The sequence below is a fragment of the Lactobacillus sp. 3B(2020) genome, assembly GCF_013487845.1.
In the GTDB taxonomy this organism is placed as follows: domain Bacteria; phylum Bacillota; class Bacilli; order Lactobacillales; family Lactobacillaceae; genus Limosilactobacillus; species Limosilactobacillus alvi.
On sequence record NZ_CP047410.1, the window covers coordinates 214,552 to 231,436 of the forward strand.

Annotated in this window: 15 protein-coding genes; 11 read left to right on the forward strand and 4 right to left on the reverse strand. The window is 44.8% G+C overall.

Features of this window, described 5'->3' with window-relative positions:
• Window positions 1–11: 11 nt before the first annotated feature.
• The 5 genes from GTO83_RS01020 to GTO83_RS11065 all read left to right on the forward strand — a co-directional run bounded on the left by GTO83_RS01020 (window position 12) and on the right by GTO83_RS11065 (window position 3,827).
• The gene (locus tag GTO83_RS01020) at window positions 12–842 is read left to right on the forward strand and encodes a DUF6681 family protein (RefSeq protein ID WP_180871329.1); all 831 of its coding nucleotides are present in this window, start codon (window positions 12–14) and stop codon (window positions 840–842) included.
• Window positions 843–998: 156 nt separating this feature from the next.
• The gene (locus GTO83_RS01025) at window positions 999–1,529 is read left to right on the forward strand and encodes a GntR family transcriptional regulator (RefSeq protein ID WP_180871330.1); all 531 of its coding nucleotides are present in this window, start codon (window positions 999–1,001) and stop codon (window positions 1,527–1,529) included.
• Between the two features lie 25 nt (window positions 1,530–1,554).
• Entirely contained in the window at window positions 1,555–1,983 is a 429-nt protein-coding gene (tnpA, locus tag GTO83_RS01030; protein ID WP_180871331.1) for an IS200/IS605 family transposase, read from the forward strand.
• Window positions 1,984–3,405: a transposase gene (locus GTO83_RS01035; RefSeq protein WP_180872185.1), complete on the forward strand. Its 1,422-nt coding sequence runs from the start codon at window positions 1,984–1,986 to the stop codon at window positions 3,403–3,405.
• Window positions 3,406–3,641: 236 nt separating this feature from the next.
• Window positions 3,642–3,827, forward strand: a complete 186-nt coding sequence (locus GTO83_RS11065) for an FCD domain-containing protein (protein ID WP_180872082.1) — start codon at window positions 3,642–3,644, stop codon at window positions 3,825–3,827.
• Between the two features lie 152 nt (window positions 3,828–3,979).
• Here GTO83_RS11065 and GTO83_RS01045 read toward each other — a convergent pair whose 3' ends face one another.
• Window positions 3,980–5,020 (reverse strand): aldose epimerase family protein, encoded by a 1,041-nt coding sequence (locus GTO83_RS01045; protein WP_180871332.1) that lies wholly within the window; start codon window positions 5,018–5,020, stop codon window positions 3,980–3,982.
• A gap of 225 nt (window positions 5,021–5,245) precedes the next feature.
• Here GTO83_RS01045 and GTO83_RS01050 point away from each other — a divergent pair, with 225 nt between their 5' ends.
• The 5 genes from GTO83_RS01050 to GTO83_RS01070 all read left to right on the forward strand — a co-directional run bounded on the left by GTO83_RS01050 (window position 5,246) and on the right by GTO83_RS01070 (window position 11,102).
• Window positions 5,246–5,788: a TetR/AcrR family transcriptional regulator gene (locus GTO83_RS01050; RefSeq protein ID WP_255463187.1), complete on the forward strand. Its 543-nt coding sequence runs from the start codon at window positions 5,246–5,248 to the stop codon at window positions 5,786–5,788.
• A gap of 28 nt (window positions 5,789–5,816) precedes the next feature.
• Window positions 5,817–8,327 carry a YhgE/Pip domain-containing protein gene (locus GTO83_RS01055; RefSeq protein WP_180871334.1) on the forward strand — a complete coding sequence of 837 codons (2,511 nt, stop codon included), beginning with the start codon at window positions 5,817–5,819 and terminating at the stop codon, window positions 8,325–8,327.
• A 124-nt stretch (window positions 8,328–8,451) separates the two neighbouring features.
• Window positions 8,452–9,126 (forward strand): zinc-ribbon domain-containing protein, encoded by a 675-nt coding sequence (locus GTO83_RS01060; protein ID WP_180871335.1) that lies wholly within the window; start codon window positions 8,452–8,454, stop codon window positions 9,124–9,126.
• Window positions 9,127–9,230: 104 nt separating this feature from the next.
• Window positions 9,231–10,385 (forward strand): ArgE/DapE family deacylase, encoded by a 1,155-nt coding sequence (locus tag GTO83_RS01065; RefSeq protein ID WP_180871336.1) that lies wholly within the window; start codon window positions 9,231–9,233, stop codon window positions 10,383–10,385.
• 18 nt (window positions 10,386–10,403) lie between these two features.
• On the forward strand, window positions 10,404–11,102 hold the full coding sequence (locus GTO83_RS01070; protein ID WP_180871337.1) for a zinc ribbon domain-containing protein: 699 nt from the start codon (window positions 10,404–10,406) through the stop codon (window positions 11,100–11,102).
• Window positions 11,103–11,337: 235 nt separating this feature from the next.
• Here GTO83_RS01070 and hflX read toward each other — a convergent pair whose 3' ends face one another.
• The 3 genes from hflX to GTO83_RS01085 all read right to left on the reverse strand — a co-directional run bounded on the left by hflX (window position 11,338) and on the right by GTO83_RS01085 (window position 14,014).
• On the reverse strand, window positions 11,338–12,618 hold the full coding sequence (hflX, locus tag GTO83_RS01075) for a GTPase HflX (protein WP_180871338.1): 1,281 nt from the start codon (window positions 12,616–12,618) through the stop codon (window positions 11,338–11,340).
• An 18-nt stretch (window positions 12,619–12,636) separates the two neighbouring features.
• Window positions 12,637–13,293: a histidine phosphatase family protein gene (locus GTO83_RS01080; RefSeq protein ID WP_180872083.1), complete on the reverse strand. Its 657-nt coding sequence runs from the start codon at window positions 13,291–13,293 to the stop codon at window positions 12,637–12,639.
• Window positions 13,294–13,366: 73 nt separating this feature from the next.
• Window positions 13,367–14,014 carry a VTT domain-containing protein gene (locus GTO83_RS01085; RefSeq protein ID WP_180871339.1) on the reverse strand — a complete coding sequence of 216 codons (648 nt, stop codon included), beginning with the start codon at window positions 14,012–14,014 and terminating at the stop codon, window positions 13,367–13,369.
• 187 nt (window positions 14,015–14,201) lie between these two features.
• Between GTO83_RS01085 and helD the strand changes: the two genes are divergently transcribed.
• Window positions 14,202–16,505 carry an RNA polymerase recycling motor HelD gene (gene helD / locus GTO83_RS01090; RefSeq protein WP_255463135.1) on the forward strand — a complete coding sequence of 768 codons (2,304 nt, stop codon included), beginning with the start codon at window positions 14,202–14,204 and terminating at the stop codon, window positions 16,503–16,505.
• Window positions 16,506–16,885 lie beyond the last annotated feature (380 nt).

Consider the following 16,885-nt stretch of genomic DNA (forward strand, 5'->3'; position numbering starts at 1 on the left):
GAGGGCGGCCAATGTTTAGTTTTTTAGACATGATTAATAGTTCGCTTAGTTACTTTAATATTAAGCCGACACTGAAAAATAAGATTTATGTAGTTATTGCCACTTTAGGGGATGGCTACTTAATTTACGTTACTTGGCGTTTGTTCGCCAACCAAGTTTGGGTGCGAGCCCTCCTTTATTGTTTAGCGGTCCTCTTTTTAACCTATTATCTGTATTTAAATGCGGTCTATTATTTCTTAAATCGGACCTCTAAGTTAGATTTTCTTTCACCGTGGTTAAGTAAGGTTACGGGAACCGCACCATCCCCTGAAACCGGGAAGTTGCCCCGGCGTCGAATGATGCAGCCCTTAAACCAGGCAGCTGGCTACTACGAAGGACATGATGTGGTAAAGGCGCAGGTTGAAACGGATGCGGTTGAACGGCAAAATCTGCAGCACCTGGTTGATAGCTTGGTCGCTGATAAACTGTTATTAGCAGAATATGATGGGATGAATGAAGCCGAGATTCTTGCTCAATACCGGGCAACTAAAGAACCGGTTACGGCGTTAAATCATGGGCAAACTTTGCCGTATTATGAATTAGTCCATGAACCAAGCCAGCACCGCTTAGAAATCTATGCTGGTCGTAACGAAATGGAAAAGGTGAAAGTCGGCCATATTACAAAAATTGGCTTAACCGACGCTCACGAAGCACGAATGCAGTATCAACTATACTTGGCAAAGCTGTTTATCACTGGGGGACCAAACAAAATTGCTGGTCGCCGGGATTCAACCATCCTGACCGATGGGGACTTTGGTCTTGATGCTTACTTAGCATATCGGGACCGGAGTAGTAGTAAGTAAATATGGTTTTAGCTAAGTTGAGGAGAGGCTGGGAAGAGACATGAGTTTCTTCTCAGCCTCTCTTGCATCTCCAAAGGGTACGCAGCAGTATTTACTTTCCAAAATTTATTTTGTATGTGATAATCGCATTAGCATAAAATAAAGGCGGGAACAGTCGTGAAAAAAGGGCAAACTTATATTGAAATAACAATGCGGCAAATTCAGCGTGATATTATTTTGGGTAAGTATCGTCCAGGCACTAAGTTAGTAGTTGCCAACTTAAAGCAAGATTATGGCGTTTCCTTATCCGTAGTTCGCGAAGCCTTAACCCGGTTAACCGAACAAGAACTGGTAATTTCTACTCCAAATATCGGCTTTAGCGTGGTGAAAATTAACCACCGGGGCATTGAAGAATTAAAAGTGGCCCGTTTAATTAACGAAGGGGAGGCCATTCGTTTGGCGATCCAACACGGTTCTGACCGATGGATCCAAAACGTAAAGACTGCCTATCAAAAGTTAGCGCGGACTAGCTTTTCTTCACCCGAAACCCACCAATTAAGCCTAGAATGGTATGAAGCGCACCGGGCTTTCCACCAAACAATCGTGGCTGGAGCTAATAATCAGTTTTTGAAAACGGGCAAGGAAACACGTTCTTTTAAGGACGTGATGAATTGCCCTAATTTTCTGTCCTTTAGGTCACATGGATAGATAAATATGTGATATAATTATTGACATGAAAGATATAAATAGACTTACGTATGGGAGAACTTCCGTATATAACTTAAATTACCACATTGTTTGGGGAACTAAATACCGTAACAAAGTCTTGCAGGGACATGTTGAGCAAGTGTTTAAGGAGTTAGTTAATCAGATTGCTAAAGAGTATGGCTTTACAATTGCTCATCTTGAAATTGGCAAAGATGATCACGTTCACTTAATGGTTAGCGCCCCACCTAAGCTATCTGTCACCAATATTGTTCGTTGGTTAAAAGGGATCACTGCATATCAATTATTTCGCAAATGTCCAGAATTGCAGACCAGCTATTGGAAACAAAAGGGGCGCCACCTTTGGTCACCTAGTTATTACGTAGAAAGCATTGGTGCCGTAAACGAGCAAGCTGTAGCTAAATATATTGACGACCAACGTAAAAAGGAGAGCTAAATGCTTAAACTGCCTAAAACAACTGAATATGTCCGTACTCGCCGGTACCACCTAGTTGTTACGGCAGAGTTAACTGAAAAACACATGTGTAACTTGGCTGTAGAAAACGAACTACACAACTATGCGCTTAAATTCCTAGAAAGAACCTACGGTTATAAGCATCTCGGTCGTACTTTTCCAACTACTCGTACTGGTAAGAACTATATTATTAAAGATGAAATATTACCGCGATTTTTAAAAGAATACTATAATTTAAAACGTTGGAATGCTAAGAAAATCGGATTACACTCACAAGCAGCTTATCAATTCTTAGTAACGATGTTGACTAATTTCGGCGAGTACCGAAAGGTGCTCAAGAAAGCATCCATGATGACCGAACAAGAAAAAGAAGATTACCGTAACAATAAGCACGGTAACAATCCTAAACACCGCTCTTGGTACCGTAAGGGATCACTAACATTCCTACGGAATGAAGCTAGTCATAAGACGGTTTCCTTGCCCGATAATGGTCAAATCGAGGTACTGTCACCACACTGGATTAAGCTTCAAGATTATGGAGTGGTTCAAGTATTAGAAGATATCCGGAACCTAAAGAACCAGAAGGTTGTCACATCTAAGATTAAGCGTAAAGGCGATGATACTTTTGAGCTTCAGCTAGTTCTAAAGTCCACAGTTGAACGGGTTAAACCAGCAAGAAAAGCTGGCGCTGATTGGAACATGAAAGACGAAAAAATCTTTCATACTTCCAATGACGAGCGAATTTACCTGCCCTTACGAACGTCGGCATTAGCTGATAAGTATGAATCAATCATCAACGGGCTCAAGAGTCGTCGAGATATTTTAAGCGCTCACCTAAACAAGCGGTGCCGCCGCTTAGCTGATCTCAACCAACAAATTAGATACTATAATGTGCGAAGGACGAATCTGCTAACGGAAGCCTACCGTAAAATTGCTAAACAACTCTTTGATGATTACGACTTACTAGCCATCGAGCAACTCGACGCTAAAGAAATGCGTCGTGAGGCTAAGGCGTTAAGTAAAGCCGGTAATCACGGTAAGAACCGCCATTTAGCAAAAGTTAAACCTTACGAATTAGCCCAATTATTGACGCAGGTCGCTAATTGCGAGGGTAAAACCCTGCTTAAGGTTGATTCCTACAAGACAAGTCAAGTTGAATACGGCACTGATTATGTCCAGAAACATGAGGTTGTGGAACGCCACTGGCGTTCTGAACTGACAGGTAAAGAAATCATTCGGGACCTCAACGCAAGTTGGAATATTCTTAGTTGGGCACTCGATCCAAAGAAACATTACAAGTATCGCGAACGGCAACAAGAAATTAAAGACGCAAAAAAGAAAGGAGTCGCTAAAACACGACTCCCTAAAGCAATTAAGCCAGAATATCTAGTTGAAATTAATTAATATCATCACGGGCGGGACAGAACCTTGCCGTCCTTAAAGGCTACAAGAGGAGACTTTGGCGTATCACCCTGAGCGTGCAAAACGGGTGCGAAAAGCCTTCGGAAACGGTTTTAACTGTTCGAGAATCAAGTGTAACTTGATTCTCCATTGCCTAAACGATTTCCAGATCAAGAGGCACACTGTTGCCTTTTGATCCAGAAGCTCGGTCATTTATGGCCGAGTAGTTCACGAGTAAAATTTGTTTACGCCTGTGGAACCAAAGCGAGCTTTCCCGTAACCAAGCGTTAGTTCAGGGACGGGTACCCCCCGGACTTGAAGAACATCGACAGCTAACCCAAGCAATTGTAGCCCGGGATTTGGACCGGGCACTAGCAGTACACCGGGCCCACTTGATTAACGGGGCCCGGGGACAACAGCGCTGATAAAAAAAATAAAGACCACTAATTTAAAGGTTGAGAAGTAGTTGACTTATCGTAAGCAGATAAGCTAGTTACCTAACCTTGATTAGTGGTCTTTTGTTATTGGCCGGTTAATCAGTTGGCTGACGGAGGTTGGGGAAAAGCTCCTCAACCTCTTAATATTCAATTTCATAATGAATTTGGAAGTGCTTGGGATCAGCGGGCCGCAAAGCAACATCCCCGAAGCTTGGGTGGTGTGGCGTGTCAGGTAAGGTTTGCCCTTCAAGGGCTAACGCCATCCATGGCCGCCCTGGCCGGTTTAACTTCACGTCACTAGTAATCCCGTCGGTGGAGAACATAACTAACCCATTCCGGTCCGAGAACATCTTTAACGTCCGTCCTGACTTTTGATCGTGGAGGATTGCGATTGGTTCATGGGCCAAAGTATCACTTGGGGTAACTTCAAAGTAGTCATCAAACCCTTTTTCGGGGGTCTTTAACATTTCGTTTAAGGCCTCCCCAAGGTTAGTCAGCTTACTAAAGTCGTAAGGGGTGCCGGCATTTTCAATTCGTTCACCAGTTGGAATTTTCCCATCCTTAACGGCTAAGTGGTACTTGGAGTTAATTTGTAAGTCAAGGCCTTCAATCGTGGGTTCGCTTTCGTCAGCGATATTCCAGTAAGTGTGGTTAGTTGGATTAAAGAGGGTGTTTTCGTCACTCTCACCATAGAAGTCAAGGGTGACACTGTCGTCTTCGCCTAAAGTGTAAACCACGGCGGCCTTAACCGTCCCAGGATAAGTATCATCAGCGGGAGTAAAGGTTTGTTGCAGAGTGATCGTCCCTTGATCGGTGTCAACCGTTACATTCCAGAAGTGACCATCGCCCCAGCCGGTACTGCCCCCGTGGAGGGTGTTGCCGTTTTCGTTTGTGTCAACGTGGTATTCTTTACCATCAATGGTAAACTCACCGTTTTCAATCCGCCCAGCAGTTGGGCCGATGACCCGGTTAATGCTGTAACCAGCGGCGTGAAAGTCGGCAAAGTTATCAGAACTTAAGAGGAGATTGTGCCGTTGACCATCCTTACCAGGAACCATGAAGGCTTGCCAAACCCCACCGTAGTTTAAAACACTGATGCTGACGTTATGTTCATTTGTCAAAGTATATTTGATAACGTCTTGACCGTTAAATTCACCGAATTTTTCTTGAGATGTTTCCATTCTAATGGTTCTCCCTTCCAGAAAGCGCTTACTAGCATAGACTGGTTAAATTATAGCAGAATTAATAGTGCTAGTAAATATTTAGTAAAAATAATTTTACTGAATCAAAAGTGGTATATTGTCCCAATTTTAAATTCTTGTTTCAGAATAATGCTTCTGTCCTAAGTGAAGACTAACTATAATGATTCGATGTAAAAAGTTTTGGGGGGAGGGAGTAAAGTGCAAATGAATCGGACAGTGCGCGATTTTGAACGCGCTTTGGAAGCTTTAGTGACGGAAAAGCCATTTGAAAAACTTACCATTGATCAGATTTGTGAAGAGGCCTTATTACACCGAAGTAGCTTTTATCGTTACTTCCATGACAAATATGACCTACTAGAGCAAACGATCAACGCACGTTTAAACGCTTTGTGGCAAAAAGCTAGCGATGAAGACGAATTGCTAGAAATGTTACTCCAGTATGTAAATGAGCATAAGAGTTTCTTCCGGCATTTAACGACGAGTGGCAGTCGAGATTCTTTGTATACCGAGTTAATGCGGATGAGTACGGAGATTTTGATGAACGTCCGTGAAAATGGCCCAGAAAATGCCAAAATTACCCGGGCCTTGCGCGCTACTAAAAACCCACAATTAGTAGCATCGTCAATTAGTGGCGCAATTATGGGATCCTTATATTGGTGGCAAGAACAAAACTATGAACTTGCGGATCAAGAAATCGTGGATTCCGTTAAGCGCTTTGTCAATTCTTTACCGCAAGGAACAAATTAGGTTGTAGAGAGAAAGAGGGAATATCATCATGTGGGAAATGATCAAGGCCGAATTTGGTCATATTTGGCGTAATAAGTTACTACGTCTTTCGGTATTCGTCATTTGCTTTATTCCTTTCCTATACAGTATCTTCTTCTTGAAATCAGTATGGGATCCATATGGGAATACACAAGATTTACCGGTTGCCGTTGTTAATAAGGACGTGCCGGTTGAATATCGGGGGAAAACAATGGCGGTTGGTCGGCAAACCGTCAAGGAATTAAAGAAGAACCATTCTTTGAAGTGGGAATTTGTATCCGCTAAAAAGGCGGAATACGGTTTGCACCACCGGAAATACTACACGGTCGTTACGATTCCAGAAAACTTCTCGGAAAACGCTACGACGGTCTTGAGTAAGCATCCCAAGAAGATGCAGATTAAGTACGAAACAAATGGTTCTTTGAACTACATTGCCGAAGTGATTAGCCAATTGGGGATGACGAAGCTTAACCAAAATATTCAAACCCAAGTGACCAAGGCTTATGCCAAGGCGACCTTCTTAGCCTTACGGACGGTTGGCAAGGGCATGACCACGGCTGCAAATGGGGCCGGGCAAATCGCTTCTGGGACCAATACTTTAAATAACGGGTTTGCAACCTATGCTAACGGGGTTAGCCAAGTGAACACGGGGATGCAGACCCTAAACAGTAGCGTGGGGGCCCTGGGTTCGGGTGCCAGTCAATTAGCTAGTGGAAGTAGCCAGTTAGCCAGTGGTTTATCACAGTACGCTGGTGGAGTTGGTCAACTCCAATCTGGCTTAGGAACGCTTTCAGCTAACTCTGGTCAACTCCGTGCTGGTGCCAGTCAATTACAAAGTGCAGCTGGTAGTTTGACCCAGATGAAGGGGATGCTTGGTCAGCTTAATACTGAAGGCTTAATGCAATCAGTTGGACGAGCTAGTCAATTAGGTATACAAATTGATAACATGCAGTCCCAACTAGCAACAATTCAAAAGCAACTTAATAGTGTAGATGTTAATGGTTTGACGTCGTCTGTAACACAGTTAAAAAATACTGCTGACCAAGCAGAATCTGGGATTACGAATGGTTTATCCAGTGCTGAAAGTGGTATTTCAAGTGTTGGGGGTGCTGCGCAAAGTATCGCTTCTACTGTACAAAGTTCAAAAGATATGAGCGATGGGGAGAAACAGGAGATCTTAAACCAAGTTGGTATAATTTCTAAGGGAGCAAGTCAAGCTGGTACGGGGGTTAAGACAGCCGCTACTTCTGCAAAACAGCTTAAGATTGGGTTGGATAGTGCTCAAGAACAGTTAGAACAAGTCCAAGGCCTACTTAACCAAATTAGCTCAATGAGTGGTACATTGACGCAAGCTAATACGATGATGACTAGTTCTAAGCAATTACTTAATCAATTAAATGGTTTAAGTACAACTTTGAAGACGCTACAAGCTGAAGGTATCTTAGATCAACTTAACAATATCAATCCAAATGATATTAATAAGTTAGTTGCTGGAATCGACCAATACACAGCTGGTGTTGATACTGCCGCTGCCGGAGCTAACCAATTAACCGCTAACTCTGGGAAGTTAACTAGTGGTGCCAACACCTTAGCTTCTAGCTTGCAACAACTTAACGCACAAGTACCAACCCTTGTTTCGGGGGTAGCAAGGTTAGCAGCGGGGACGGCTCAATTAAATGCCAATACGCCACAAATTACGGCTGGGATTACAAAACTAAATGCCGGTGCCGGCGAATTAGCTGACAAGTTAGCTTCAGGAGCTAAGCAAATTAATCGCGTCCGTCCTTCTGATAAGACGGCGGATATGATTGCTAAGCCAACGACTTTGAAGCATCGGGACTACTCATACGTACCAAACTATGGTCATGCCCTAGCGCCATACGTGCTTTCTGTGGCCATTTACGTTGGGGCCTTGGTCTTCAACTTTGTTTACCCAATTCGGCGGGTAGCGCTTCAAGGACGGAAAGCCTCTGCTTGGTGGGCAAGTAAGGTTGCCATTGAAGGCTTAGTGGCAACGGTGATGGCCTTAGCTGAAGGTGGGATCATGATGGCCCTTGGTTTGACCATCGACCACGTGCCATCCTTCTTCTGGACGCTGATCCTCTTTGCCTGGGCTTCGTTTGCGATCGTCATGTTCTTATCAATTCTCTTTGATAATCCAGGACGGTTCGTTGCCATGGTACTCTTGATGCTTCAACTTGGTGGTTCTGGTGGGACCTTCCCAATGGAAGTAACGATGAAGTTCTACAACGTAATTCACTGGTACTTGCCAATGACCTACTCCATTCAAGGGTTACGGCAAGGGATTTCCGGGGGGATTGGTGAACACTACATCGCCTTTTGTAACGGGGTCCTCGGTGGAATTACCGTCGTCTTTGTCTTACTTTCGCTCCTTGCCATGATTTGGTTGCAAAAGCACCATTTTGCTGGTAAGTCAGAATTAGATAACAACCAAGAACTCCTTGGGGAAGAAAAAGACGATGATGGCATGCACTTGCAAGACCGGAATCAAACCGTTTAAGTGAAATAGCAGCGAGTCAGGAAAACTTCCGACTCACTGCTATTGTTACTTTCCATCTATAAAATTATCGCTTATCCTTAAAGGGATAGGAATTATTTACGGTTTTAAGTGGAGGAGTAACGAAATGAAAATTTGTCCAAAATGCGGTCAGCAAGTCCAAGCAAGCGACCAGTTTTGTCCTCATTGTGGGACGGCTTTAGCAACTAATGAGGCGGCAACCACTACCCGGCAAAGTCGGCGGCAAGCAGGCCAATCCCCTAAGGCACCGAAAAAGCGATGGCGGTGGTTAGCCCTGGCCGTAGTTGTAGCATTACTGTTAATTGGTGGTGGCTGGTGGTTTAAGCATACGCAAAACCAATCAGTTGTGGAAACAGCTTCCAGTCAAAGTTCTTCGACAAGCCTGTCGTCATCGAGTAGTGAATCAACGGTGGATGAAAGTAGCCAAAAGACGGCCAGTTCCGATTCGTCAGGGTCAACTGACAAACTCTCCACGAATTTAGGGCCCCAAGAAACGGCGGCTGCGATTTTATTTTATGGCGGGCATAAGTATCCTGATAGTCTTTATAAAGGAAATCTTCAGGCTGCTCAGGAAAAAAACAGCCTTTATATTTATCCAAACAAATTTCCCACGGATCAAAAAAATGGTTATGAAGCCCACCCTGGTCAAGGGGTTGCTTATCGCCTAGTACCAAGTCAAATTGATGCTTCCATCAGTTATACTTTAGATCAGGATCAAACCGTTAACTTTTATCAAGTGGGGAAAACCCCCGCTAGAGTTAGACTACTTAGGGTCGGCTAGTTGGCAAAGTATTATTAACTATGATAACCAACATAATGCAGCGCCAGTAGTTCGCCAACTAGGCTCGGTTGCACACTTAAGTGAAGTAAGTGGGGATGAATAAAATGGAAAAACGAGCACGAGAACAGTTTGTTGCTGATTTAATACATTTAAATACCGTCGGTGGTCATGAAGATAAGGTGGCGCATTTCTTAAAAGCAGCCTTTGATAAGCACGGGATCACCAACCGGATTATCCCGGTTGAAAATGGCCGGAGTAATTTTTACGCGGAAATCGGGGCTGGGGAAAGTGACCGGGTCGTGGCTTTAGAAGGACACGAAGACGTGGTAGCTTTAGGAAACCCAGATCAGTGGGACCATGCCCCCTTGGGAGCGGAAATTAAGGACGGTAAAATGTACGGCCGGGGGACGACAGATATGAAAGGTGGCCTAGCGGCTGAATGCATTGCCATGTTTGAACTGGCGGCCCAATCGACACCCTTAAAAGGGAAGGTAAAACTCCTCGTGACGGTAGCAGAAGAATCAAGCCCGCAAAATCATATGCAAGGGGCCCAAGCCTTTACAAAGGCGGGGTACTTGAAGGACGTTGATGCGATGATCTTAGCCGAACCCTCCCTAGGTCAGATGAACTGTGCAAATAAGGGCTCGATTACCTATGCGGTAACCTCAAAGGGAAAGGCGGCCCATAGTTCAATGCCCCAACTGGGGTACAATGCCATTGTGCCGTTGATGGCCTATTATGAAGCCCAGCAACAATTCTTTGCGACCCTCCAGGCCCGAAATAAGTATTTGGGCAAGACCATTCCGGTAATTACCAAGATTGAAGGGGGCCAACAGTTAAATTCCGTGCCAAGCTCGGCAGCGCTCTATATGAAAGTCCGGACCATTCCGGAAGAGCCAAATGAATGGATCTTAAAGCATTTGCGGGCCATTATTAAGCGGATTAATGATCAACAAGGGGCCCAGTTAGCCTTAAAGATTCTGGGGGAAAAGGTTCCAGTAGTGACGGACCCGAAGGATGAATTTAATCAAATCCTCCATCAGACCGCTGAAAAAATCTTCCAACACCCCATTCAGGTCATTGGTAGTGCTGCCGGGACGGATGCTTCCGAAATGATTAAGGGGAATCCGCAGATGGCAATTGCCGTCTTTGGTCCGGGAAACCGGACGGCCCACCAAGTCGATGAGTACATGGTGTTAGAAACCTTCCATAAGGATATTGAGGTCTACAAGCAGGCTTTAAAACGATATTTAAGCTAAACGAAAGAAGTGATCAAAATGCGAAATTGTCCCAAATGTGGGCACCCAGTCGAGGACGATACAACAAAATGTCCCAATTGTGGGCAGATTTTAGCAGTAACGAAGGCCCCAGTAACCAGTGTGGTCCCGCCTAAACCACACCGCTGGTTACCTTGGGTCGTCGGCATTGTTTTAATCTTGCTAATTGGTGGCCTGGGTGTCCAAATGAGTCGCCAACACCGAAATGCTAAGCCGCAGGTTACGCAAACAACTAAAACCAAAGCCAAGCATAGCTCTAAGACCAGTCAAGCGTCAGCTAACAAAGCATCAACTAATCAAGCATTAGCTAATAAACTAGATGGCAATGATACTGCCGCAGCGATTTTATACTACGGAGCCACAAAGTTAAATAACCAAGACTTCAAAAATGGTCTTAAAACCACGCAAAACGTAAAGGCCTTAAATGTAACCGTCCAAAAAATAACTAGCAATCAGCACCTTGATCATGCAGGACAAGGGATCATATATACCTTGACTCCGGGAAAAACCGCTTCGCCATTACGGTATACTTTGGATCAAGATCAGAAAGTTAACTTCTATGTAGTTAAAGATAATAATCAGTATAACTATTTAGGTTCGGTTGCTTGGCATGATTTAGTAACCACCATTAATCAGCAACAAGGTGGTAACACCGTCCGGCAAATTGGTAAGTTTGTGAAGGTGCAAGAAAATAAGTAGGTGCTAAAAAGCGAGAGGCCGGAAAGAAACTAATGTTTCTTTCCGGCCTCTTTGTCATCTCCGAATGTTACTCAGTAACTAAGGTCAAAAAGCACGGCCTTAGCGGATAAGTGCGAACGAAAGGTCGATTCTAATGAATCAACCTTCGTCCTTCTTATCCCAACCAGGCCGTCAAGGAGCTTTTTTCCCAACCTCTCTTTCATATTATTTAACTAAAATTTTTCCTTAATGAAGCCTAAATAATGTACTTTTCAACGCGCGGTAAATCCTTTGGCGCCAGTTCAACTTGAAGATGGGTCCCGGCACTTACATATTCGGTATTAAGAATTGTAGCGTGTTCGTTTAGGTAGGAAACGATGTGACCGTCTGCGAAGGGGATTAAGAGCTCAACAGTTTCGTAGTCAGCGAAGAGATGGTGCTTAATCGCTTCAATCAACAGGTCAAGGGATGCGCCGTCCTTAGCCGAAATGACCAAGCGATCGTCACCTTCCATGGTTGGAAACTCAACGTTAGTCTGGTCCGCTTTGTTAAACACGTAGATCATCGGCACGTTTTGAATCCCGATTTGCGCTAAGGTCGTTTCGGTTGTTTTAATCATTTGCTCATAGTGGGGATCCGAATAATCAATCACTTGGATTAAAAGATCGGCCTGGGCCGCTTCATTTAAGGTGGACTTGAAGGCTTGAACAAGGTGGTGGGGAAGTTTGGAAACAAAACCGACGGTATCACTTAATAAGAAGCGTTTTTGATCGGGTAAGGTTAATTGGCGGACACTGGTATCTAAGGTTGCAAATAGCATATCCTTTTCAAAGACCTGTTTATCCTCCGAAACCCCATACCGGTCAACAAGCTGGTTCATAATCGTTGATTTACCGGCATTTGTATACCCAACGAGGGCAGCTGTCGGTATGGCCGCCTTGACCCGTTGGGCCCGCTTAGTGGTTTCTGATTTTTCGATCGCCTTTAATTCATTCCGCAGATGGCTAATTTGTTTGGCAATTACCCGGTGGTTCATTTCCAGTTTGGTTTCCCCGGCCCCCCGGTTAGTGAAACCACCGCCGCCCCCAGAACCAGTTTGTTGGTCGAGCCGTTGATCGCTCGCGGTTTGTAGGCGTGGCAAACGGTACTGCAGTTGGGCAATTTGAACTTGGATTTTGGCTTCGCGTGATTGAGCACGCTTGGCAAAAATTTCTAAAATTAAAGCTGTACGGTCAATAATCCGAACCCCAATCGCTTGGGCCAAGTTTTGGAGTTGGCTTGGCGAAAGCTCGTCATTGGCAATGACGGTTGGTACATTTAAGGCGTTAACTAGTTGCTTAAGCTCTTCAACTTTTCCAGAACCAAAGTAAGTAGCCGCATTTGGCCGTTCAAGCGCTTGGTCGAGGCGATCAACGACGGTCATTTGGTTGGCCTCAGCTAACTCTCGTAATTCCGTCATGGAATACTGGTAGTCAGGTTGGTCATTATCAAGGCCGATAATGATCACTCGCTCAGATTGCGATATGGTGGTATCCATATAAATTAATCTACCCCCTTATGCTGTTGGTAATGCTAACTGACTATAAAATTCGATTGTGGTATCGGTAGGTGTTAATTGCATCTTAGTAATCGAACCATTTGCTGGTTGGGCAGTATGCTCTGGTTTGGTACCAAACCGGCTCCCTAGCGAACGAATGGTCATCCCGTGAGAAACCACCAGGACGTTACTCCCGTCAGGTAAGGCGCGTAATTTTTCGATTCCTGGCAATACCCGTTGCCAAAAAGCCGTGCTATCTTCGGCATCTTGGGTGGTATCAGCGGCCGCAATCTTATCGCGGGTGCCATCTGGACCATAGGCACTGATCATCGCTTCAAAGGAGTTAAGGTCGTCATTGCCGCTAACAAAGACCCCGGTTTCCTGGCTATTCAAACCTTCAAAATAACCGAAAAATTCTTCCCGAAAGGCGGGAGCTGGGGTAGGTTCGCTAATGGTCGTTGGATGGTGGGCGAGTAGGATCCGCGCGGTATCCATGGTCCGCTTTAAGTCTGAAGCAAAAACATAGTCAAAGGCGATGGGGGCGAGGATTTGACCAGCGTGCGCCGCATCTTGCTTTCCCTTTGTGGTCAACGGGGTGTCAGACCACCCTTGCATCCGGTGATACTTATTAAAAAAAGTTTGTCCATGGCGGACGAAGTAAACGTTAATGGCCATGTTAATTCCTCCACTATTCCAAGTATTTGCCACCAATTTTACCATATTCTATCCCTCGATGGGGCCTTAGCAATTAAAAGCGCCGGCGGGTAATGATTTTTCGCCGGATACTCCGGAGACCGTATACGATCCCGGCTGGGAGGAAGGAAATCGCTACGATGCCGATGATTACTAAGGAGAAATGGTCTTTGACAAACGGAATTGAGCCGAAATAATAACCCATGACGGCGGCTAAGGCAACCCAAAGCGCCACCCCAATGAAGTTACCAATCATAAACTTATGCCAAGGGAAGCCGGCACTCCCCGAAATCAAGGGAATAAAGGTCCGAATCACGGGCACGAAACGGCCAAAAATAACGGCAATGATGCCGTGCCGTTCAAAAAAGGCTTGCGTCTGATCTAGCCGGGGGCCCATTACGCGCTTGCGTAACCATGACCATTTGATTAGCTGCGTTCCAATCAAATAGTTAACGGTATCCCCAAGGAGGGCAGCCAAGAAAAAGCCGCTTATTAGGATACTAATTTTAACGGAGGGGGTAATGGCAGCCACCGAGGCGGCCACAAAGACTAAGGATTCACCGGGAAGCCAAGGGAAGATAACCAGGCCCGTTTCCATAAAAGTTACGGTAAATAAGATTAAGTATGACCAATTACCCAGCCAATTAAAGAGGGGCACGATCACATCTTGTAAGTGCATTATCATGTATAAAATGTGTGACATAGCTAGCCCCTTTCAATGGTTAATTTTACCTTTCTTGACCTTTATTGTACTGGTTTAGGCAAAAAATGGAAAAGTTTTTCTACTAGTTTAGGAAATTCTTACAGAACGCAGGACAAACGAATTATTCGAACTGGTACGACGAATGATGATATAATGGTTAGATTAAAATTTAAGGGGGATTTTGACTTTGACCGGAACGACAAGGCAACAAGAACAAGCCCACCTTGACCATGTGTTGGCAAAGGTGCGTGATGCCGAGCAAGCTGCGGCAAAGAAAATGGGCATTGCCAAGCGTGATATTAAAAGTATTGATGCTCAATTTAATGATATTCGGATGAATACTTCGACGTATTCAGGGATGATGGATACCGCGATGTCGGTCCGCGCGCAACAACAAATGCTAGCTGAACGGGAAAACTCCTGGCAACACGCCGCTGATCACCTCGCTACCCTACAGCGGTTAGAGGCCAAACCTTACTTTGCCCGGATTGACTTTCAGGAGCGGCCCGATCAAAAGGCGGAAACTATTTATATTGGTTTAGCTTCCTTTACTGATACTCCGGATCACTTTTTGGTGTATGATTGGCGGGCGCCCATTTCTTCTATTTACTATGAAGGAGAATTAGGCAAGGTGAGTTACCAAACGCCAGCAGGGAAACAAACTGTCAACGTAACGCTTAAACGTCAATTTCAAATTGCGGAGGGGGTCATTGTTACCCTCTACGATACCCAAGCAACGGTGACGGATCAGATGTTACTTGCCGCCTTGAGTAACCACGCTAGTACCAAGATGAAGAGTATCGTCGCAACCATCCAAAAGACCCAAAATCAGATTATCCGGAATACGACAGCTGATCTCTTGTTTGTGCAAGGGGCGGCGGGCAGTGGCAAGACCGCCGCGGTTTTGCAACGGGTGGCCTGGCTTTTGTATCGCTACCGGGGAAATCTAACCGCTGGGCAAGTGATTCTCTTTTCACCAAACCAGCTCTTTAATGACTATATTGATCAGGTTTTGCCCGAACTAGGTGAACACAATATGGTCCAGATGACCTACTTTCAGTACCTCAATCGGCGGGTTCCGCGCCTCAAAGTAGCGGACCTGCGTGAACGATTTGAACAAGTGACTGATGAAATTGATCAAAAAGCGAACCGCCTGTTAACGAGTTTGGCGTTTTTTAAGGCCACAACCCGGTATGCTAAACGGTTGGGGACGGATGGTCACCTCCGATTTAAAAATTTAAGGTTTGGCAACCAAATTTTTGCCTCAAAAGATAAACTCCGGTCGATCTACTATGGCTTTAATGCCACCTATAAGCTGGGTAATCGGCTAGATGGAACGGAAGAGCGCTTACGCCGGATGCTAAATAGTCGTTTGGGGAGTGAGCTCCATGCTAAGTGGGTCGAAGAACGGGTACAAAACCTTAGTAAAGAGGAGCTGGATAATCTCTTGCAAAATCGGCCCCGGGAATTTGCAAGCGATGAAGCCGAGTACAAGTTTTTAGCTAAACAAATCTTGATCAAGGAACTTATGCCGGTAAAGCGGGCAATTGATCATCATCGCTGGCTAAATATTAATGCGCAATATTTGCACTTGTTACGGGTCGTTCCCCACCTCGTCAAACTGGATCAGTGGAACTTGACCGCAGCTGAATGGTCGCAATACGCCGAACGCCAAATTGCGGCTTTTAAACAACGACGAATTAGTGCGGCCGGGGTTTCAATCTACTTATATCTCTATGACCTGTTAACGGGGAAGTGGGGCGATCGAAAAATGCGGTTTGTTTTTGTGGATGAAGTGCAAGATTACGATCCTTTCCAGTTGGCCTATTTGAAGTATTGTTTCCCGCGGGCAAAGTTTACCCTGCTCGGGGACTTAAATCAGGCGATTTTTACCCACGAAAATTCCCGGAGTCTGTTGAGCCAGTTGAGTACCATGTTTGATCAGGATAAGACGCAAGTAGTGCAATTGACAAAATCTTACCGGTCAACGGCCCCAATTACGGACTTTACAAAGCAGATTTTGGTCGATGGTGAAAAAATCGAAGCCTTTCAGCGACAAGGGCCCCAGCCAAAATTAGTTGAGGTTGCTGATCAAGCGGCTGGGGTCAAAGCCGTCCAAACGGCCTTAACGGCAGCTCAAGCGGCCCAAGAAAAGGTAGCAGTGATTGGAAAATCACTGGCAGACAGTGAAGAAATTACCCGCGCTTTGAAGCAAGCGGGGGTACAAGTGACCCTAGTGCGGACGGAAAACCAACGGCTAGTTGATGGGGTGATGGTGGTGCCATCATACCTAGCAAAGGGGTTGGAATTTGACGCCGTGATTGTTTGGGATGCTAATCAGCAAAAGTATGCCGGGGATGCGGAACGACAATTGCTATATACTATTTGTTCACGGGCAATGCACACCCTAACGCTGATAAGTGTGGGACAGCCAAGTTATCTATTGGCTAAAATAGATCCTAAATTATATGAAAAGGTGATTGAGCGCTAACCGAGAAAAAAGCGGGTACGGAGAAACAGAAATTTCTCCGTACCCGCTTTTTGATTGCAAAGGTTACTCAGCAACTACCAGCACGGCAGTAACCAAGTGGGTGGGGAAGCAAGCTTTCAGGTGGGGCTTAAGAAAATCAGTAACTTCTTAACAAAAAAAGAATTAAAAAGTAGCAAAGAAAGAAAATCTCCGTTGATTTAAAAACTTCTTAACCTTAATGGAATATACCAATTTTAGTAGACCAACCAGGACAATGAATTTCCTGATAAATCAGTGGTTTATTAGGGATAATTTTAAATTGGTATAGTTAATTTTTAGACAGCAAAACGATTTACTCAAAATTTGAAAATAGTTATCTGTCCATAATGAAAATAGACAAT

Bases quoted from the DNA above. Each gene is read 5' to 3' on its own strand.
- GTO83_RS01020 (WP_180871329.1), top strand. From the start codon at position 12: ATGTTTAGTTTTTTAGACATGATTAATAGTTCGCTTAGTTACTTTAAT.
- tnpA (WP_180871331.1), top strand. From the start codon at position 1,555: ATGAAAGATATAAATAGACTTACGTATGGGAGAACTTCCGTATATAAC.
- GTO83_RS01035 (WP_180872185.1), top strand. From the start codon at position 1,984: ATGCTTAAACTGCCTAAAACAACTGAATATGTCCGTACTCGCCGGTAC.
- GTO83_RS01045 (WP_180871332.1), bottom strand. From the start codon at position 5,020: ATGGAAACATCTCAAGAAAAATTCGGTGAATTTAACGGTCAAGACGTT.
- GTO83_RS01050 (WP_255463187.1), top strand. From the start codon at position 5,246: ATGAATCGGACAGTGCGCGATTTTGAACGCGCTTTGGAAGCTTTAGTG.
- GTO83_RS01055 (WP_180871334.1), top strand. From the start codon at position 5,817: ATGTGGGAAATGATCAAGGCCGAATTTGGTCATATTTGGCGTAATAAG.
- GTO83_RS01060 (WP_180871335.1), top strand. From the start codon at position 8,452: ATGAAAATTTGTCCAAAATGCGGTCAGCAAGTCCAAGCAAGCGACCAG.
- GTO83_RS01065 (WP_180871336.1), top strand. From the start codon at position 9,231: ATGGAAAAACGAGCACGAGAACAGTTTGTTGCTGATTTAATACATTTA.
- GTO83_RS01070 (WP_180871337.1), top strand. From the start codon at position 10,404: ATGCGAAATTGTCCCAAATGTGGGCACCCAGTCGAGGACGATACAACA.
- hflX (WP_180871338.1), bottom strand. From the start codon at position 12,618: ATGGATACCACCATATCGCAATCTGAGCGAGTGATCATTATCGGCCTT.
- GTO83_RS01080 (WP_180872083.1), bottom strand. From the start codon at position 13,293: ATGGCCATTAACGTTTACTTCGTCCGCCATGGACAAACTTTTTTTAAT.
- GTO83_RS01085 (WP_180871339.1), bottom strand. From the start codon at position 14,014: ATGTCACACATTTTATACATGATAATGCACTTACAAGATGTGATCGTG.